The following is an 18,951-nucleotide window of genomic DNA, read 5'->3' as shown; positions in this document are numbered from 1 at the left end:
ACGGATCAGGCCACCTCGCCGCGGATCAGCTCGCCCTTATCGAGGTGCACCAGCGAGCCCGCCGCGGCCGCGGCATGGGCATCGTGCGTGACCATGATGATGGTCTTGCCGAGTTCCGCGTTCAGGCGCTGCATCATCGCCAGGATTTCCGCGGCAGAGGTGCGGTCGAGGTCGCCGGTGGGCTCGTCGGCGACGATCAGCGACGGGTCGGTGATCAGCGCCCGCGCGATCGCCACGCGCTGCTGCTGCCCGCCCGACAGCTCGGACGGGTAGTGGCTCATGCGGTCGGCCAGGTTGACCATGTCCAGCACCAGCTCCACGCGCGCGCGCCGTTCCGCGCGCGGCAGGCTGGTCAGCATCAGCGGCAGCTCCACGTTCTCGAATGCGGTCAGCACCGGCATCAGGTTGTAGAACTGGAAGATAAAGCCGACGTTGGCCGCGCGCCAGTCCGCCAGCGCGGCCTCGGGCAGCTGCGTGATATCGAGCCCGCCCACCTGCAGCGTGCCGCTGTCGGGGCGGTCGATGCCGGCGATCAGGTTCAGCAGCGTGCTCTTGCCGGAGCCGGACGGGCCCATCAGCGCGACGAAGTCGCCCTCGCCGATATCGAGCGAGATATCGGTCAGCACGGGCACGGTCTGCATGCCGCGCCGGTAGGACTTGGCGACGTGGCTGATGCGGACCAGCGGCGCGGTGCTCATGCGCTCACCCTCATGTGGTTACTTCAAGGCTTGGCCGGCGTGACGCGGTCGCCGTCGCCGACTTTGTCGCCGGGGGACAGCACCAGCACGTCGCCGGTCTTGACGCCCTGTACCGCGACCAGCTCGCCGAGCTTGTCGCCGGTCTTGACCTGGGTCTCGTGCGCCTTGCCGTCCCGCACCACGTAGACCACCTGCCGGCCATCGCGCATGACCACCGCGGCGGGCTGCACCGCCACCATCGGCTGGCGGTCGCGCGCCGTGGCCGCGCGCGACAAAAAGGCGATCTTGGCGCTCATGTCCGGCAGCACGCGCGCGTCGCGGTCGACAAAGCGCACCTTGACCAGCACCGTGGCCTTGGAGCGGTCCACCGTCGGCACGATGCGCGACACCTGCCCGGCCAGGCGCACGCCCGGCAACGCATCGAGCAGCAATTCGCACGGCTGGCCGGCGCGGATCCTGGCGATATTGGATTCGGCGACGTCGGCCTCGACCTCCAGCGTCTCCATGTCGGCAATGGTCACGATCGCGCCCTTGGTGTCGGCGGCGGCCGAGAACGGCGTGATGTTGTCGCCGACGTTGGCATGCTTGACCAGTACCACGCCGTCGAACGGCGCGCGCACCACGGTCTGTTCCACCGCCACCTCGGCCGCGCGCGCATTGGCCTGCGCCGACGCGATCGACGCCTGCGAGCTGCTGACCGAGGCCCTGGCCTTGTTGTAGCGCGCAACATCGGCGTCGTACTGGGTGCGCGAGATCGCGTTCGGCCCGATCAGGATCTGCGAGCGGCGCAGGTTGACTTCTGCGTCCTTCAGCTCCGCCTGCTGCAGGGCCAGGTTGGCCTGTGCCACCTTGACCTGCGCCTGCGCCTGGGCGAAGGACGCGGACACGTCCTTGCTTTCCAGCCGCGCGATGACCTCGTCCTTCTTCACGCGCGAGCCTTCCAGCACGCCCAGCCATTCGAGCCGGCCCTGCGCCTTGGATGCGACCGCCGCCTTGCGCTGCGGAACGACATAGCCGGTGGCGTTGAGCAGCGTGAAATTCTGCGTGGGGTAGGCCGAGGTAACCGTTGTGGTCTGCACCGACTTCGGGCCGGCGAGCCTGACAGCGATGCCGAGCACGGCCAGCAGGATCAGCGCGATGACCGCATAGCGCAGCCATCTGCGCCGGGGGCGGACGCGGGCGCCGGTCGCGGCGGTGGCGCTGCGGTCGATTTTCAGCCTGGACAGGTCGTGGTCAGCCAATTGCGCGCTTCCTCCGGCAGGCCTGGCGCGGGCGCGGCCTGCGTTGCCGTGGTGGTGAGGCGGGGGGCTTCCCAGTATAGCGGGGTGCGCGGGGGATTACATGTTGCGGTGTCGTCTACAAACTGTGTGCTCCCTCTCCCGCTTGCGGGGTAGGGGAGCAAACAGGTGACGTGCGGGACGTCGGTTTGGCTAGTGATTCGTCTCTACCGCCAGCTTCAGCTTGCCCAGCGCAAACTCCCACTGCCTTCCAATCGCCTCCAGCGAGCGCCGCGCCGCCTCGACCTGCCCGGGCTCGAACATCCACAGCCGCTCGCGCCCGGCCTTGCTGTCGCGCACCAGCCCGGCCTGCGACAACACCTGCAGGTGCTTGGTCACCGCCTGCCGCGTCATCGCGCTGCCGGCGGTCAGCTGCGCGATCGACATCGCGCCGCCCGCGCACAGCGCCGCCACCAGCCGCAGCCGGGTCTCGTCGCCCAGCGCGGCAAAGACCGCGGCCGACTGTTTCAGATCCAGCGCTTCAGGCGCCGGTGACATGCTTGCGGACATTGTTCATCTGTGCGTCCCAGCCGCCGCTGTTGAGGCGGAACGCTTCCATGCGTCGTTCGGGCGGGATCTGGTCGAAGCCAGACTCGACCACCGTCAGCATGGTGCCGCCGTCGACTTCGCGCAGGGTGAATTCCACCAGCGTGCTGGGTTCGCCGGAATAGTCGCGCCCGCGTTCCACCGGAGCGGGGTGCCAGCGCCAGGACAGCAGCCTTTCGGGCTCGATGCGTTCCACCTGCACATCGAATCTCAGGTACTCGTAGCCGGGGTGGGTGATGCTGCCGATGGCGCGCCGGCCGGGCGTGAAGGTGGCGCCGTCGAATTTGACGCCGAACCAGCTGCCGAAGGTATCGGCATCGGCCAGCGCGTGCCACACGCGCGCCACGGGGGCTTCTATCAGGATGCTGCGCTCGATGCGGTCGGTTTCTGAGGGCATGTCCGGTCTCCTGTTTCGGGGGTTGATATGCAACGGTGTGGTTGCATGTTAGGAGACCGGGGAGGGAGATGCAACCAAAAAGTTGCGAATGGCGATCAGAGATCCAGTACCAGCCGCTGCCCCTTGCACCGCGACACGCACAGCATCATCGTTTTCTGCGCCGTCTTCTCCGCATCGGACAGGTACTGGTCACGATGGTCCGCTTCGCCCTCCAGGATCGCGGTTTCGCACGAGCCGCAGATACCCTCGCGGCACATGCAATCCACCTGGACGCCGGCTTTCTCGATCGCGCGCAGCAGCGATTCCTCTGCGCCCACCTGCAGCGTCAGCCCGCTCTTTTGCAGCACGGCCTCGAAGGCGCCGCCGGTGGTGTCGACCTCGTTGCGGAACTGCTCGAAGTGGATACGGCCGGCATCCCAGCCGGCGGCGCGCGCGGCGTTGACCACGGCATCGTTCAGCGGGCCGGGGCCGCACACATAGACATGGGTATCGGCGGGCTGCGCGGCGAGCAGCGCGGCGATGTCGAGCATGGTGCCGGTATCGCTCTCGTACAGGTGCAACTGGCCCGGCTGCAGCGTGGCCGGCAGTACGTCGAGGAACGCCGCGGACTGCGCGTTGCGGAAGCAGTAGTGCAGCTCGAACGCGGCGTGGCGCGCCCGCAGCGCCTGGATATGCGTCATGAACGGCGTGATGCCGATGCCGCCGGCGATCAGCAGGTGGCGGCCGGCGCCGTGGTCCAGGCCGAACAGGTTGCCCGGCGCGCCGATGTGCAGTTCATCACCCTCTTGCACCTGCTCATGCATGTAGCGCGAGCCGCCGCGCGAGGCTTCTTCCAGCCGCACTGCGATCTGGTAGTGGGCCGGGTTGTCCAGCGCGCTGGTCAGCGAGTAAGCGTTGCGCAGCCGGCCACTGTCCATATGGACCACGACGTGGCTGCCGCTGGAGAAAGCGGGCAGCGCGCCGCCGTCGCAGGGTTGCAGGGTGAAGCGCTTGATGCCGGCGGCCAGCGGCTCGACGCGGCCGACGCGTACGCGGAGCGTGTCAGTCATGGCAATACCTCGGAATGCAGGGAATGTCGGGAAGAGAGAGGGCAGGCGAGCCAGGCGCCGCCTGCCTCGCCAGATCAGGAGATCACGGTCAGCCGCGCGGCGATCCACACCACCGCCGCGCCGGCGATCAGCGCCACGTAGGGCAGCTTGCCGGCACGCGCATGCGGCAGTTCCATGTCGCGGCGCATCGACTCGGGGAACTGGCCCTTGTCCTGGACGTAGTGGCGGTAGACGAAGACCGGCACGATCAGCAGCGCGGCGATCAGGCCATTGCGCAGCGTGTTCTCGCCCTGGAAGTTGGCGCCGGCGCCGACAAAAGCCAGGTCGAAGAAGCCGCAGAACGCGCCCAGTGCCAGCAGCCAGTTCTTGCACTTGTACGGGCGGGCCCAGTCCGCGCGGTCCATGCGGTGGATCCAGCCGGCCTGCAGGTTCAGGAACACGAAGATCATGTAGCAGACATTGCTGATCGACAGCACCGCCATGTAGTTCGACATCAGCAGCAGGAACAGGTTGAACAGCAGGTCCGTCCACATCGCGCGCGTCGGGGAGCCGTGCTCGTTGACGTGCGAAAGGTAGCGCGGCAGCCAGCCGTCGAGCGAGGCCTGGTACAGCGTGCGCGACGAACCCATCATCGAGGTCATCACGATCAGCAGGATCGCCAGCACCAGCATCACCACGATCACGTTGAACACCACCGCGCCGCCGCCGACGAACTTGGCCATTGCCGCGCCCACGCCGGAGCCGTCGACGATGTCGGGCGCCAGCATGCCCTGCAGCCCGAGCGAGCCCTGGAAGGCGATCGGCACCGCGATGAACATGAACAGGCACAGCACGCCGGACCAGAAGATCGCCTTGAAGGTGTCCTTCTGCGGGTCCTTGAACTCGCGGGTGTAGCAGACCGCGGTCTCGAAGCCGAAGGTCGACCAGCAGGCCAGGAACATCGCGCCCATCGCCGTGCTGATGCCGGCCGCGTTCCAGCCGCCCAGCACCGCGGCGCCGGTGGCGTCATGCGTCAGCGGCAGCAGCGGCAGGAAGTTGGTCGAGGGCATGTCGCCGGTGAACAGCGGCACCAGCGCGATCACCACCAGCGGCGTCAGCGAAGCGATGCCCAGGATGCGCTGCGTGGTAGCCGCGGCCGAGGCGCCGCTGTGCTGCAGCTTGAAGGTGATCAGCAGGAATGCCGTCGCCAGCAGGAAGGTGGAGTTCACCCGCAGCGTCAGGCCTTTGCTGACGAAGCCCAGGTCGACCAGCGTCAGCTGCCACGTGTTGATGACCGAATCGGGCGGGAACAGCGCGCTCAGCATGTAGCCGGCGGCCAGGCTGGTGCCCAGCGCCAGCATCGGCGACCACGCCACCCAGTTGCACCACACCGAGACCGGCGCGACGAACTTGCTGTAGCGCACCCAGCCGAGCGCGCCGTACACCGAGGCGCCGCCCGACTTGTGCGGATACAGGCCCGAGATCTCGGCGTAGACGAAGCACTGCGCAAAGCCGATCAGGATGGCCAGGATCCAGATCACCCACGCCGGGTTGCCGATGGTGGCGGACACGCCGCCGATGGTGAAGAGCACGCCGGCGGGCACGCCGCTGGTGACCCAGAAGGCGTCCTTCCAGGTCAGGGTGCGCTGCAGTTCATGGGTTTGGGTTGGCTGGGTCTGTTGCTGCGCAGGGGCGAGCGGCGCCTGCGCGCCGATCGACAGCACGTCTTTTTGCGAATACACGAAATGTCTCCTTGCTTCCCGGTGCCGTTTGTCTGGAGCGCTAGCTCCGTCACGGTCTGCCGTCTGCGGTGGGTAGGTACTTGGGTACTGCCTGCCGGTCGTTACGACGGTCGGGAATCTGTGGCGGGAATTTTGGGGGCGTTTCTCATCCTTGTCTCCTGTTGTCATCCCGGGGTTGCCGCGATCCCCGAATGCAGGTCTCGCAACTTCCGGTGTCTTATCAATTCACCAAAAGTAAATTACAGCACTAATGGTGTTTCGAATGAGTATAGGAACGGCGCTGTGCCATGGCAACGGAAGTTTTGTATCGCGTTGCAATCGGCACCGGCCGCGCCGTGGGTTACTGCTGCACGGGCTGCCCCGGACGCGGGCCACCCAACGTTTCAACCACCGCGCGCCCGGTCCGCCGGTTGCGCCACCATCCCAACAGCGTCAGCCCCAGCCAGAAGCACTGGGTCAGGAACGAGGCCAGGTTGAAGGCGCCGGTCAGCGAGATCAGGATGCAGCTCGGCCCGATCACGTTGAGGACGACCGCCAGCCGGCCGGTCGGGGATTTGTGCAGGACCTGCACGGCAAAGTGCGCGGCGACGTAGGCGGCTACGCCGACAAGTCCGGTCGCATCGGTAAGACCCAGGGAGGCCATGGTGGTGTGCTTCGTAAGGCAGTGGTACAGCGGTTGGTGAATGCCGTCAGAACGTCTTGGTCAGCGAGACCAGGAACGTGCTTTTCAGCGGGTTGGACACCGCCGGGTTGCCGGAGGAATCCAGCGCGCCGGTGGTGTAGTTGTCGTAGACGTTGGTGCGGCCCCAGCCGCGGGTGTAGGCGCCCGTCAGGGTCCAGCCGCCTTCGAACGCCTTGGAAACCGCGACGCGCACGTCGCGGAAGCTGTAGGCGGCAAAATTGCGCACGCGCTCCTGACCGTAGTGCAGCAGTAGCGAAACGCCGTGGCCGAGGTCGAAGGTGCCGTTGATGTCGAGGTAGCCCGAGCCGCGGCTGTGCAGGTTGTTGCCGGTCAACAGCGAGGCGCTGTTATAGCCGAAGTAGTCGGGCGTATAGGTCAGCCAGTACTTGACGTTGAACCACTTGTAGGTCAGCGAGGCGACTGCCTCGCCATAGTTGTATCTGGTCTGTGCGTACTGCAGTTTCGCGCCCGGATACAGGTAGTAGTAAACCTGTCCGGCGTAGACGAAGTCGCCGACTGTGCCGGTGTAGCCGGCATACAAGTCCCATTCGACCGTGCCGCCCTCGATGAACTTGTCGCTGATGCTCGACATCCAGGTGCCCGCGGAAAAGCCGCTCGGATGGGCGTAGTCGATGCCGCCCTGTACGGCAGGCTTGCCCCAGGTCTGGCGGAAGCCGCGCGAGACGTACTGCGAGGTCAGCGTCATGTTGGCGCTCCACGGCGACGCTACCGCAGCGGCTTCTGCCGGCGGCACGGTCGCGGTGACCTGCGGCACCGGCGCGACCGCCAGCGTGGTGTCGCCGTCGGCTTGAGCCAGCGCCGGCAGCGCCTGGCACAGCAACAGGGGCAGGGCGCCTTGCAGGGCCCGTCTTGCGGGAAAGCATTTGCGCAGCATGGAAGTTGTCTCCTCCTTGCAGCCGGTCTGGGTTTGTTGATGGGTCGCCGGCTTTTGGTGGTGTGGGAGGCGCGACGCGTCCGGCCGGGCGCACGCTGCCCGCCGGGACCTTGGTCCCGGCAGCACATGTGCCGCAGTCAGGGTTCGGGCGGTAGGCCCGCGAGTCGCGCCGCTCGGGTCAGGCAGGCATAGGCACGGGGACGCGCGCGGTGGGTGGCTGCGCTCGCTCCGCACTCGCCTGCCTGCGCGCCGGCGCCGCCTTGTAGTAAGGCGCCGTCGAGCGCTGCAGCGGGGCGCGACCGCGGATCACGTCGGCCAGCTTCTCGGCCATCATGATCGTGGGCGCGTTCAGGTTGCCGGTGACGATCCTCGGCATGATCGAGGCATCGACCACGCGCAGGCCAGACAGGCCATGCACGCGGCCCTGGTTGTCGACCACGGCCATCGGGTCGGACGCGTCGCCCATCTTGCACGTGCACGACGGGTGCAGGGCGGTCTCGGCATGCTCGCGTACGAAGGCATCGATCTCGGCATCGCTCTGTATCATCATGCCGGGCTTGATCTCGCGGCCGCGGAACTGGTCCATCGCCTGCTGGCCGATGATCTCGCGCGTCAGGCGCACCGCGGCGCGGAACTCGCGCCAGTCCACGTCATGCGCCATGTAGTTGAACAGCAGGCGCGGCTTGACGCGCGGGTCGCGGCTGGCCAGCTTGACGAAGCCGGTGCTGGGCGAGCGCATCGAGCCCACATGGCACTGGAAGCCGTGCGACTGCACCGGGTTGCTGCCGTCGTAGTTCATCGCCAGCGGGATGAAGTGGTACTGCAGGTTGGGCCACGCAAACTCGTCGCTGCTGCGGATAAAGCCGCCCGCTTCGAAGTGGTTCGACGACGCGATGCCCGTGCCGCGCAGGTACCACTCGATGCCGATGGCCGGCTTGTTCCACCACTTCAGCGCGGGGTACAGCGACACGGGCTTAATGCATTCGTACTGCAGGTACATCTCCAGGTGGTCCTGCAGGTTTTCGCCGACGCCTTTCAGGTCCGCGACGGGATCGATGCCGAACGCGCGCAGCTCATCGGCATTGCCCACGCCGGAGCGCAGCAGCAGTTGCGGCGAGGCCACCGCGCCATTGCTGACGATCACTTCGCGGCGCGCGCGCGCTTCACGCACGTGATCGCCCTGGATGTATGACACGCCGATGGCGCGCTGCCCGGAGAACAGGACGCGGTCCGCGAGCGCACGGGTGTGCACGGTCAGGTTGGGCCGGTCCTTCGCCTGGTCGAGGTAGGCCAGCGACGTGCTGCAGCGGCGGCCGCGCGCGGTGGTGGTGCGGTCCATCGGACCGAAGCCTTCCTGCCTGTAGCCGTTCAGGTCGTCGGTCTTGCCATAGCCAGCCTGCTCGCCGGCCTTGATAAAGGCGTCGAACAGCGGGCTGATGTTCGCCTTCGGGGTGGTCACATGCAGCGGGCCGTTGCCGCCGTGGTAGTCGTTGGCGCCCTTGTCGTAGGTCTCGGCCTTGCGGAAGTAGGGCAGGCAGTCGGCGTAGCTCCAGTCCTCCAGCGACCGGTTCTCCGCCCAGCCGTCATAGTCCATCGCGTTGCCGCGGATATAGACCATGCCGTTGATCAGCGACGACCCGCCCAGTCCCTTGCCGCGGCCCTGCGTCATGCGGCGGTTGTTCATGTGCGGCTCGGGCTCGGTCACATAGGCCCAGTTATAGGTGGTGCCCTGCAGCGGATACGCCAGCGCCGCAGGCATCTGCGTGCGCCAGTCCAGGCGCCAGTCTGGGCCGCCGGCTTCCAGCAGCAGCACCGAGACACCGGCGTCCTCGGTCAGCCGCGCCGCCAGCACGCAGCCCGCGGAACCTGCGCCGACGATGATGTAGTCGTACTCTTGGATTGCCTGCATGGTGCAATCTCCTTGTGTGCTTGACGCCGTGCGTGGCAGCCCGGGGACGGTACCGCCGCGCACGCGATTGCGAAGTCAGCTGCGCTCAGGCGCCAAACCAGCCCATCGCCTTGGGGGCCAGGTTGATATAGCTGTGCTTGAGCTCGGTGTACTCGTCCAGGCCGATGCGGGCCAGCTCGCGGCCGATGCCGCTCGCCTTGTAGCCGCCCCACGGCGCTTCCGGGAAGTACGGGTGGTAGTCGTTGACCCACACCGTGCCGAAGCGCAGCGCGCGCGACATGCGGTTGGCCTTGTCCAGGTCGCGGGTCCAGACCGCGGCGGCCAGGCCGTACGGCGTGTCGTTGGCGGCACGCAGTGCCTCTTCTTCGGAGCGGAAACGCTCGGCCGTGATCACCGGCCCAAAAATCTCCTCCTTCGCAATCTTCATGTCTGCCGTCACGTCGGCCAGCAGCGTCGGCTCCAGCCAGTAGCCCTTCTTGTACACGTCGCCGGCCGGCCGCTTGCCGCCGTGGACCAGGCGCGCGCCTTCCGCAATGCCGGCCTGCACCATGCCAAGGATCTTCTCGTGCTGTTGCGCCGACTGCACCGGGCCCATTTGCGTTTCGCCATGAAAGCCGTTGCCGATCACGATGCGCGGCAGGCGTTCGGCCAGCCGGCTGATGAATGCATCATAGATGCTGTCCTCGATCATCAGGCGCGAGCCGGCGGAGCAGACCTGGCCGGCGTGGAAGAACGCGGCGTTGAGCGCGTAGTCCACCGCGGCATCCAGGTCGGCATCGGCAAAGACGATGTTGGGGTTCTTGCCGCCCAGCTCCAGACCGATGCGCTTGAAGTTGCCGGTGGCGGCCTTCATGATGCTCTCGCCGGCAAAGGCGCCGCCGGTGAAGGACACCAGGTCCACATCCAGGCTCTCGGCCAGTTCGGCCCCGACTTCGGCGCCGCCGGTCACCAGGTTGAACACGCCTGGCGGCAGGTCCAGCTCGGCCACCAGCTGCGTGAAGTGGTGCGTGGTCAGCGGCGTCAGGTTGCTGGGCTTGATCACCACGGTGTTGCCCGCACCCAGCGCCGGCGCGATCTTCCATGCGGCCTGCAGCAGCGGGTAGTTCCACGGCGTGATCAGGCCGCACACGCCGACCGGCTCGCGCAGCGTGCGGCTGATGACGTGGTGCGGCGCTTCGTTGACGGCGCCCGATTCCGACGCCACCAGCCCGGCAAAGTAGCGGAAGGTGGCGGCGATATCGCCCATGTCGGTGCGGCTCTCGGCCAGCGTCTTGCCGGTGTTGAGCGACTCCAGGTGGGCGAGCTTCTCGGCATCGCGGTCGATCAATCCGGCGATCTTGTTCAGCAGTCTGGCGCGGTCACGGATCGTCGTCTGGCGCCACGGGCCGTCGAAGGCCTTGCGCGCAGCTGCGATGGCCAGGCGCGCGTCGGCGCGGGTGGCTTCGGCGGCCTGGGCGATCACGGATTCGTCGGCCGGGCTCACGATGGCGCGCGTGCCGTGGTCGACGGGCGACTGCCACTGGCCGTCGATATAGAGCTGGGTCTGGATCATTGCTGCGGTTCCTCGTTATCTTGTTGGTTCAGGCGGCCAGCGCGTCGAGCACCATCTGCTGGAAGTGCTGCACGCCGTGCTCGCCGATGGCGGAGGTCTTGTCGTCGGTGACCAGCAGCGGACCTTGCCCGTTGCGGTAGCCGCGCGACTTCAGGCCGCGCTGCACCGATTCGACGATGCTGAGGTCTTCCGGCTTGAGCACGTTCTTGTAGTACTCGATCAGCTGTTCCTGCTCGGCCGTGGGCGTGCTGTCGCGGAAGTAGAACTCGAAGTGCTGGATGGTGGTGTCGGCATCCACCGGGAACATGTAGAACACGCCATAGTTGCCGTCGCCCGGCAGCACGTTCAGCGTGACGTTGGGCCACAGCCAGTACGCGGCGAAGTCGGTATTGGGCGCATCGCTGTCATACGTGAAGGCGTCGCTGCCGGAGCGGGTCTGTCCGACCTGGCTGGTGTAGAGGCCGCGCACTTCGTGCTTGTAGGTCTCCATCCTGATCGACTCGACCAGCGCCGGGTGCGCGGTCTGGCAGTGCAGGCACTCCAGGTAGTTGTCGACCACCACCTTCCAGTTGGCCTTCATTTCGTAGGTGAGCTTGTGCGCCGGTACCAGCTTGTCGACGTCAGGGCAGCGCGCGCGGATCTCGTCGTTCAGGCCGGCGGCCAGTTCCGACAGCGGCTTCGCATCCATGTCCAGGTTGACGAAAATCAGGCCGCAGAACTCTTCCACGCGCACCGGCGTCAGCCCGGCGTTGTCCTTGCAGAAGCCCGGCACGTTTTCGGCGTTGCGCACATGGATCAGCTTGCCGTCCAGGCCGAACGACCACGCGTGGTACGGGCAGGTGATCACGTTCTTTGCCTTGCCGGCGCCATCGGCGAACAGCTCGTGCGCGCGGTGCGGGCACACGTTGTAGAACGCGCGCAGCACGCCGTCGCGGCCGCGCACCACGAACACGTTCTCGCCCGCCACCTTGGCGGTGGCGTACTGGTTGTTCTCGGCGACCTGGCTCTTGTGCATCACGCAGACCCAGCTGCGCGCGAAGATCGTCTTCTTTTCGTGCTCGAAGATCTCCGGCGAGGTGTAGTAGTGGGCCGGCAGCGTGTAGGCCAGCGGGGTGGTGCTGCAGGCGGCGGCGGTGGTCTCTTGCATGGGGGTGTCTCCTCGTTTGTCTCGGTCTGTGCGGTGACTTGTCGATTCACTGAAAGTAAATTAAATTACCACCAGTGATGTGGAATGAAGTCTAGTGACGAGAGCGGGAGCGGCGCAATATGGTAAAAGCGATCGATAACACATACACAATTGATCCAAGCTATCAAGTCACGCGATTTACCCCGATGGTGTAAGGTTCGAGTTACTCAATTCACCATCGGTTGAAAAAAAGTAGAGGGGATGCCATGACCGAAGACACTTTTGCCACCCGCCTGAAAGGCGTGCTGGAGGGCAAAAGGATCATGCTCAAGCAGGTGGCCGAGGCCCTGTCGGTCTCGCCATCGGCGGTACACAAGTGGACCCGCGGCGGCGAGATCGAATATGAGCGCCTGCTGGCGCTGGCGCGCTTCCTGGGCGTGAACTGGCTGTGGCTGCGATATGGCGAGCAGGCCATCGCCGACCTGGAGGCAAGCAGCGCGTCCGATCCGCACATCAAGGAACTGCGCCAGAAGCACCTGGCCGAGATCATGGAAAGCGAGGCGCGTATGAAGTTCGCGCAGGAGGTCTCGGGCATCGTCACGTGGGAATGGAACGTGCTGACCGACGGCCTGACGTACTCATCCAACGACGTCACGCTGTTCGGCCGGCATATCCGCAACATGGACGACTTCTGGGCCTGCGTGCATCCGGCCGACGTGGCGCGGCTCAAGGAAGTGCTGGCGCGCACGCTGGGCGCGCAGGAAATGCACGAGTGGGAATTCCGCGTGGTGCACGAGGGCACCACGCGCTGGATCTCGTCGCGGGCCACGCTGGTGCGCGATTTCGACCAGCGCCCGGTGAAGATGATCGGCGTCAGCCTGGACATCACCGAACGCCGCCGCGCCGAGGCCGCGCTGCGCCAGAACGAGGCGCTGCTGGCCAAGGCGCAGGAGATCGCGCACCTGGGCGGCTGGTACTGGAACATCCAGACCGACGACTGCGCCTGGACCGACGAGGCCTATCGCATCTTCGGGTGGGCGCCGCAGGCGTTCAAGGTGACGATGGACCGCTACCTGGCCTCGATCGTCGAGGAGGATCGCCCGCGCGTGCAGGCCGCCATCCGCGCGGCCACCGTCGACAAGGCGCCGTACCGCGTGGACTACCGCATCACGCTGCCCGACGGCAGCCTCCGCGACATCCACGAGGAAGGCGAGGTCACGCTGGACGAGCACGGCAATGCGCTGACCATGGTGGGCGCGTCGCAGGACGTGACCGAGCAGAAGCGCGTCAAGGCCGCGTTGGTGGAGGCGTTGGCAGAGGGGGAGGGTGGCACGGAGGGGCCGAAAGCGGCGAAGAGCAGGCGTTGAGGGGCATCCGTCAGGTGCGACGCTACGCGCTGTGGTGAAACAATCGTTTCGCACCGGGTGGCTTTCGGGTGATGCCGGCGTACTTTTCGGTGAAAACGTCTTGATTGCATGGGAAATCGTAAATGCAACAAATGTTGCGCAAATCCCCGCCAAGTCCTTATACTGTTTCGCACCGCGCCACGATGCGTGTCGCCCGTGCCGCGCAGCCGTAGCGTCCGGCCATTGCCACCACCACGCCATCATGACCCACGTATTCCATCGCAATCCGCGTCAGAAACTGCCCGTCGCCGTTGCCGGGCAGGGGATCGAACTGATCGACAGCGAAGGCAAGCGCTACCTCGATGCCTCCGGCGGCGCCGCCGTATCGTGCCTCGGGCACGCGCACCCGCGTGTGATCGAGGCGATCAAGTCGCAGCTCGACACCATTGCCTACGCGCATACCTCGTTCTTCACCACCGAGGTGTCGGAAACGCTGGCCGAAACGCTGGCGCACGCCGCGCCCGGAGATCTCGACCATGTGTATTTCGTCTCGGGCGGCTCCGAAGCCGTGGAATCGGCGCTGAAGCTGGCGCGCCAGTATTTCGTCGAGGTGGGCCAACCGGGCCGCCGCCATTTCATCGCGCGCCGTCAGAGCTACCACGGCAACACGCTCGGCGCGCTGGCGATCGGCGGCAATGCCTGGCGGCGCGAGCCGTTCTTGCCGCTGCTGGTGCCGGCGCATCACGTCTCGCCGTGCTACGCCTATCGCGACCAGCAGGCTGGCGAGACCGACGCGCAGTACGCACAGCGGCTCGCCGACGAGCTCGAAGCGAAGATCCTGGAACTGGGGCCGGACACCGTCGCCGCTTTCGTCGCCGAGACGGTGGTCGGCGCCACCGCCGGCGCGGTGCCGCCGGTGGGCGACTACCTGAAGCGCATCCGCGCCGTGTGCGACAAGTACGGCGTGCTGCTGATCCTGGACGAAGTGATGTCCGGCATGGGCCGCACCGGCCACCTGTTCGCGTGCGAAGAGGATGGCGTGGTGCCGGATATCGTCACCATTGCCAAGGGCCTCGGGGCCGGCTACCAGCCGATCGGGGCGATGCTGTCGACGCGCCGCATCTATGACGCCATCGTCGGCGGCAGCGGCTTCTTCCAGCACGGCCATACCTACATCGGGCATGCCACCGCCTGTGCAGCGGCGCTGGCGGTGCAGCGCACGATTGCCGAAGACAGGCTGCTGGCCAATGTGCTGGCCCGCGGCGAGCAATTGCGCGCGCGGCTGCGCGAAGCACTGGGCGACCATCCCAACCTGGGCGACGTGCGCGGACGCGGGCTATTTGTCGGCGTGGAGTTTGTCGCGGACCGCGACAGCAAGGCGACGCTCGATCCCGCGCTGAAGACGCATGCGCGACTCAAGTCTGCGGCGATGCAGAACGGGTTGCTGGTCTATCCGATGGGTGGCACGGTGGACGGCGTGCGTGGCGACCACGTGTTGTTTGCGCCGCCGTTTATCAGTACGGAGCAGGATATCGACAATATCGTGGGGCGCTTTGTAGCGGCGGTGCGGGCTGTGCTGCCGGCGGGGGTGGTTGCTGCAGTGTAGGGCGTGGGCGCGCGAGCGCTGCCTCGCCATCAAGTGCGGTGGTGCGCCGGCGCGCTAATACGCAAGCCTCCACCGCTGGCGAAGGCTCCCCTCTCCCGCGAAGTGGGAGAGGGGAGCAAACCATCGGTAGGGATGCGTCGTCGCAGCCCCGCTCAAGCCTCCAGCTTGAACTCCCCCACCACCTGCTGCAACTCCGTAGCCTGCCCCGCCAGCGCACTCGAAGCACTGGCCGCCTGCTCCACCAGTGCGGCGTTCTGCTGCGTCACGCTGTCCATCTGCGCCACCGCTTCATTCACCTGCGCGATCCCCGCGCTCTGCTGTTCCGACGCCACGGTGATCTCGCCCAGCAGCGCCGTGACGCGGCTGACTGACTGCACGATTTCATGCATGGTCTCGCCCGCCTGCCCGACCAGCGCCGAGCCGCTGTCCACCTGCTGCACCGAGGCGTCGATCAGCTGCTTGATCTCCTTGGCCGCCGCGGCGCTGCGTTGCGCCAGCGTGCGCACCTCGCCCGCCACCACGGCGAAGCCGCGGCCCTGCTCGCCGGCGCGCGCGGCTTCCACCGCGGCGTTTAGCGCGAGGATGTTGGTCTGGAAGGCAATGCCTTCGATCACTTCGATGATGTCGGTGACCTTGCGCGAACTGGCGCTGATCGCCGACATGGTCTGGACCACGTTGCCGACCACCTCGCCGCCGCGCTCGGCGATGCCGGATGCGGCTTCCGCGAGGCCGTTGGCCGCGCGTGCGCGTTCGGTGTTCTGGCGCACCATCGCCGTCAGCTCGCCCATGCTGGCCGCGGTCTGCTGCAGCGAGGCGGCCTGTTCCTCGGTGCGCTGCGACAGGTCGGTATTGCCGGCGGCGATCTGGTGCGAGGCCGCGCCGATGGAATCGGTGGCGGCCTTGATGCGCGTCACCAGGTCGGTGAGCATGTCTTCCATCTCGCCCAGCCCGCCCAGCAGCCGGCCGAATTCGCCGCCGCGCTCGGTCTCGAAGTCCTGGCTCAGGTCGCCGGCGGCCACTGTCTCGGCGATGTAGACCGCTTCGGCCAGCGGCGCCTCGATGCTGCGCGCCAGGGCCCAGGTGGCCGCCACCGCCACGCCCAATCCGGCCACGCCAAGCGCCACCAGCAGGTTGCGCGCGTTGCCGTCGGCGGCGCCCTGCATGCGCGGCAGTGCGATCGCGATGCCGACCGCCGCCAGTGACCACATGGCGCCGAACGCCGCGCCGAGCTTCATCCGTATTCCCAGGTTCTGCATGTCTCCTCCGTTCCCCCGCTGTCCAAGTCGGCTGTCATGGCGCCTCGCCGGTGCCGGTTCGCCGGCACGCACGCTTGACGCCTCAACCTACTGTTATCGACGGCGGAAGGCGGGGCTTTAGGGAATTTTTTGCGGACGGGGGCCAAAGGCACCGCCGGGCGGCACGGCTCACCCTTCGCGGTAGCAGAACGTCTCGAACGACGACGCCAGCGCCGCGCGCCCCGGCGCGCTCAACGATGCGCCAGGCACCGCCACCGTGCCCGTCCGGCAGGCCTGCACGGCATAGTGGCGCACGCCATGCGCGGCCAGCGAGCGTGCCAGCGCCAGCAAGCGCGGCTCGCTGAGGCAGGCGGGATCCCACGTTGTCCGGCATTCGAACGGGACGCCGGCGCCGATCAGCAGCGCCAGGCTGGCCTGCACGCGCGCCAGGCCGCCGGGCCGTCCAACCAGCGCATCGTGGCCGGCGGCGTCCGCCTTGATATCCAACCCGACCCAGTCCAGCAGTGGCAACAGTGCGGCGAGACGGCGCGGGTAGATGCCGGCGGTATGTAGCCCCACCTTGAAACCGAGCGCGCGCACCGCCGCGGCCAGGTCCGGCAGGCGCGCTTCGCTGAGCGGCTCGCCGCCGGAAAACACTACGCCGTCGAGCAGCCCGGCGCGGGTCTTCAGCCAGTCCAGCACTGCAGGCCAGGCATAGGCCGCATGGCGCCGCTGCAGGTGGGCGTTGTGGCAATAGCCGCAGCGCCACGGGCAGCCGGCGATAAACAGCACCGCCGCCAGCTGGCCGGGCCAGTCCACGCTGGAGAATGGCACCAGGCCGGCGAGCGCCGGCCCGCCCAGCAATGACGCGGTGGCCGCCGGCGCGGGCACCGGTATGGCCGTGAGGCAGGGGCTGTCAGCGACAGGCGCTTTCGGTGAAGAAAAGCCGCTCATTGAACTCCCCCTGCTTGCCGGTGTTGAAGGACGTCACGGGCCGGTGATAGCCCATCACCCGGGTCCAGACCTCGCAGCGGGTACGCAGGGCGGGATCGAGGGCCGGCGTGGCTGGCTGGCGCGATTCGGTATTCATGAGAGCTCCTCTTCAGGTTGGGTTTGCGGCGCGCTCGCCGCGGCTGGGGCGCGTGCCAGCAACTCGGCATCGCACCGGGGACAGAACTCGTGGCGCCCGCTCAGGTAGCCGTGCTTCGGGCAGATCGAGAACGTGGGCGTGACGGTGAGGTACGGCACGCGGAAGCGCGACAGCGCGCGCCGGACCAGCGCCTTGCAGGCCTGTGCGCCGGACAGGGCTTCGTTCATGTACAGGTGCAGCACGGTGCCGCCGGTGTACTTGCCTTGCAGCGCCTCCTGCATCGACAGCGCGGTGAACGGATCGTCGGTATAGCCGGCCGGCAACTGGCTGGAATTGGTGTAGTAGGGCTGCTCGGCGGTGCCGGCCTGCAGGATGTCGGGCCAGCGCTTGCGGTCTTCACGCGCAAAGCGGTAGGTGGTGCCTTCGGCCGGCGTTGCCTCCAGGTTGTAAAGGTGGCCGGTCGCCTCCTGGAACTCGCCGATGCGCGCGCGCACATGATCGAGCAGCCGCAATGCCATGGCATGCCCGCCCGGCGTCGTGATGTCGTCGGCGTCGCCGGAGAAATTCCGGATCATTTCGTTGATGCCGTTGACGCCGAGCGTGCTGAAGTGGTTGCGCAGCGTGCCGAGGTAGCGGCGCGTATAGGGATACAGCCCCGCGTCGATGTAGTGCTGCACCACGCGGCGCTTGTCTTCGAGCACGTCTCGGCCCAGCGCCAGCAGGCGGTCCAGTGCTGCCGTCAGCCCGGCCTCGTCGCCCGCGTGCAGGTAGCCCAGGCGCGCGCAGTTGACGGTGACCACGCCGACCGAGCCGGTCTGCTCGGCCGAGCCGAACAGGCCGTTGCCGCGCTTGAGCAGTTCGCGCAGGTCCAGCTGCAGGCGGCAGCACATGGAGCGGACCATGTGCGGCTCCAGGTCGGAATTGATGAAATTCTGGAAGTAGGGCAGCCCGTAGCGCGCCGTCATCTCGAACAGCGGCTCGGCATTGGCATGGTCCCAGTCGAAGTCCGGCGTGATGTTGTAGGTGGGGATCGGGAAAGTGAAGGCGCGCCCGCGCGCATCGCCCTGCATCATCACCTCGATGTAGGCGCGGTTGATCATGTCCATCTCCGGCTGCAGGTCGCCGTAGGTGAACGGCATTTCCTCGCCGGCGATATACGGCACCTGGCCGGCCAGGTCCTGCGGGCAGGTCCAGTCGAAGGTGAGGTTGGTGAACGGCGTCTGCGTGCCCCAGCGGCTTGGCACGTTCAGGTTGAATACAAGCTCCTGCATCGCCTGGCGTACCGCGCGGTAGTCCATGCGGTCGTGCCGCACGAACGGCGCCATGTAGGTATCGAAGCTGGAAAATGCCTGCGCGCCGGCCCACTCGTTCTGCAGCGTGCCGAGGAAGTTGACGATCTGGCCGACGGCGGCCGACATATGCCTGGGCGGGTTGGCCTCGACCTTGCCCGGCACGCCGTTGAAGCCTTCCGCCAGCAACTGGCGCAGCGACCAGCCGGCGCAGTAGCCGGACAGCATGTCGAGGTCATGGATATGCAGGTCGCCGTCGCGGTGCGCCTGCCCGGATTCAGGGCTGAAGATTTGCGACAGCCAGTAGTTGGCCGTGACCTTGCCGGCGACGTTGAGGATCAGTCCGCCCAGGCTATAGCCCTGGTTGGCGTTGGCGCGCACGCGCCAGTCGCGCTGGGCCAGGTATTCCTCCATGGCGCTGGCCACGTCGACCTGGCCGCCGGGCTGGGCCGGCGGCAGCGTGCCGGCTTGCTGTGCGTCGCGCATGTTTACCCCTTTATGTAGTGTGTGACGCACAGGTTAGCACTACATAT

General features: G+C 66.9%; 16 protein-coding genes and 1 pseudogene. 2 read left to right on the top strand and 15 right to left on the bottom strand.

Annotation, left to right across the window (positions count from 1 at the left end; all coding sequences use genetic code 11):
* Positions 1–5: 5 nt before the first annotated feature.
* The 11 genes from E0W60_RS04335 to E0W60_RS04285 form a co-directional block, all read right to left on the bottom strand.
* Positions 6–698, bottom strand: a complete 693-nt coding sequence (locus tag E0W60_RS04335) for an ABC transporter ATP-binding protein (RefSeq protein WP_133095844.1) — start codon at positions 696–698, stop codon at positions 6–8.
* 23 nt (positions 699–721) lie between these two features.
* Positions 722–1,939, bottom strand: a complete 1,218-nt coding sequence (locus E0W60_RS04330) for an efflux RND transporter periplasmic adaptor subunit (RefSeq protein WP_135703143.1) — start codon at positions 1,937–1,939, stop codon at positions 722–724.
* 189 nt (positions 1,940–2,128) lie between these two features.
* Complete coding sequence (locus tag E0W60_RS04325) at positions 2,129–2,473, bottom strand: ArsR/SmtB family transcription factor (RefSeq protein ID WP_240745836.1); 345 nt, start codon at positions 2,471–2,473, stop codon at positions 2,129–2,131.
* On the bottom strand, positions 2,457–2,918 hold the full coding sequence (locus E0W60_RS04320) for an SRPBCC family protein (RefSeq protein WP_133095841.1): 462 nt from the start codon (positions 2,916–2,918) through the stop codon (positions 2,457–2,459). The genes E0W60_RS04325 and E0W60_RS04320 overlap by 17 nt, the downstream gene beginning before the upstream one ends.
* 95 nt (positions 2,919–3,013) lie before the next feature.
* Complete coding sequence (locus E0W60_RS04315; RefSeq protein WP_133095840.1) at positions 3,014–3,967, bottom strand: PDR/VanB family oxidoreductase; 954 nt, start codon at positions 3,965–3,967, stop codon at positions 3,014–3,016.
* A 74-nt stretch (positions 3,968–4,041) separates the two neighbouring features.
* Positions 4,042–5,661, bottom strand: coding sequence for an APC family permease (locus E0W60_RS04310; protein ID WP_431189876.1), 1,620 nt, complete (start codon positions 5,659–5,661; stop codon positions 4,042–4,044).
* 367 nt (positions 5,662–6,028) lie between these two features.
* Positions 6,029–6,331 (bottom strand): CBU_0592 family membrane protein, encoded by a 303-nt coding sequence (locus E0W60_RS04305; RefSeq protein ID WP_133095838.1) that lies wholly within the window; start codon positions 6,329–6,331, stop codon positions 6,029–6,031.
* Positions 6,332–6,377: 46 nt separating this feature from the next.
* Positions 6,378–7,265: a TorF family putative porin gene (locus E0W60_RS04300; protein ID WP_135703140.1), complete on the bottom strand. Its 888-nt coding sequence runs from the start codon at positions 7,263–7,265 to the stop codon at positions 6,378–6,380.
* 178 nt (positions 7,266–7,443) lie between these two features.
* Entirely contained in the window at positions 7,444–9,174 is a 1,731-nt protein-coding gene (betA, locus tag E0W60_RS04295) for a choline dehydrogenase (RefSeq protein WP_133095836.1), read from the bottom strand.
* Between the two features lie 85 nt (positions 9,175–9,259).
* The gene (locus E0W60_RS04290; protein WP_135703139.1) at positions 9,260–10,726 is read right to left on the bottom strand and encodes an aldehyde dehydrogenase family protein; all 1,467 of its coding nucleotides are present in this window, start codon (positions 10,724–10,726) and stop codon (positions 9,260–9,262) included.
* 28 nt (positions 10,727–10,754) lie between these two features.
* A complete protein-coding gene (locus E0W60_RS04285) occupies positions 10,755–11,873 on the bottom strand; it encodes an aromatic ring-hydroxylating oxygenase subunit alpha (RefSeq protein ID WP_135703138.1) in 1,119 nt (372 codons plus the stop codon).
* A 245-nt stretch (positions 11,874–12,118) separates the two neighbouring features.
* Between E0W60_RS04285 and E0W60_RS04280 the strand changes: the two genes are divergently transcribed.
* Together E0W60_RS04280 and E0W60_RS04275 are read left to right on the top strand one after the other, a co-directional pair.
* Positions 12,119–13,219, top strand: a complete 1,101-nt coding sequence (locus E0W60_RS04280; protein ID WP_240745835.1) for a helix-turn-helix domain-containing protein — start codon at positions 12,119–12,121, stop codon at positions 13,217–13,219.
* 241 nt (positions 13,220–13,460) lie between these two features.
* On the top strand, positions 13,461–14,804 hold the full coding sequence (locus tag E0W60_RS04275; RefSeq protein WP_135703137.1) for an aspartate aminotransferase family protein: 1,344 nt from the start codon (positions 13,461–13,463) through the stop codon (positions 14,802–14,804).
* A gap of 152 nt (positions 14,805–14,956) precedes the next feature.
* Here E0W60_RS04275 and E0W60_RS04270 read toward each other — a convergent pair whose 3' ends face one another.
* The 4 genes and pseudogenes from E0W60_RS04270 to E0W60_RS04255 all read right to left on the bottom strand — a co-directional run.
* Positions 14,957–16,060, bottom strand: coding sequence for a methyl-accepting chemotaxis protein (locus E0W60_RS04270; protein ID WP_135703136.1), 1,104 nt, complete (start codon positions 16,058–16,060; stop codon positions 14,957–14,959).
* 168 nt (positions 16,061–16,228) lie between these two features.
* Complete coding sequence (locus tag E0W60_RS04265) at positions 16,229–16,993, bottom strand: anaerobic ribonucleoside-triphosphate reductase activating protein (protein ID WP_135703135.1); 765 nt, start codon at positions 16,991–16,993, stop codon at positions 16,229–16,231.
* The gene (gene nrdD, locus E0W60_RS38035) at positions 16,956–17,129 is read right to left on the bottom strand and encodes an anaerobic ribonucleoside-triphosphate reductase (protein WP_135703134.1); all 174 of its coding nucleotides are present in this window, start codon (positions 17,127–17,129) and stop codon (positions 16,956–16,958) included. The genes E0W60_RS04265 and nrdD overlap by 38 nt, the downstream gene beginning before the upstream one ends.
* Positions 17,126–18,850, bottom strand: a pseudogene (locus E0W60_RS04255) (ribonucleoside triphosphate reductase); the annotation flags it as partial. The gene nrdD and the pseudogene E0W60_RS04255, both read right to left, overlap by 4 nt.
* Positions 18,851–18,951: the final 101 nt, after the last annotated feature.

This window comes from Cupriavidus oxalaticus (assembly GCF_004768545.1).
Classification (GTDB): domain Bacteria; phylum Pseudomonadota; class Gammaproteobacteria; order Burkholderiales; family Burkholderiaceae; genus Cupriavidus; species Cupriavidus oxalaticus_A.
This window is presented reverse-complemented; position numbering and strand designations above follow the sequence as displayed.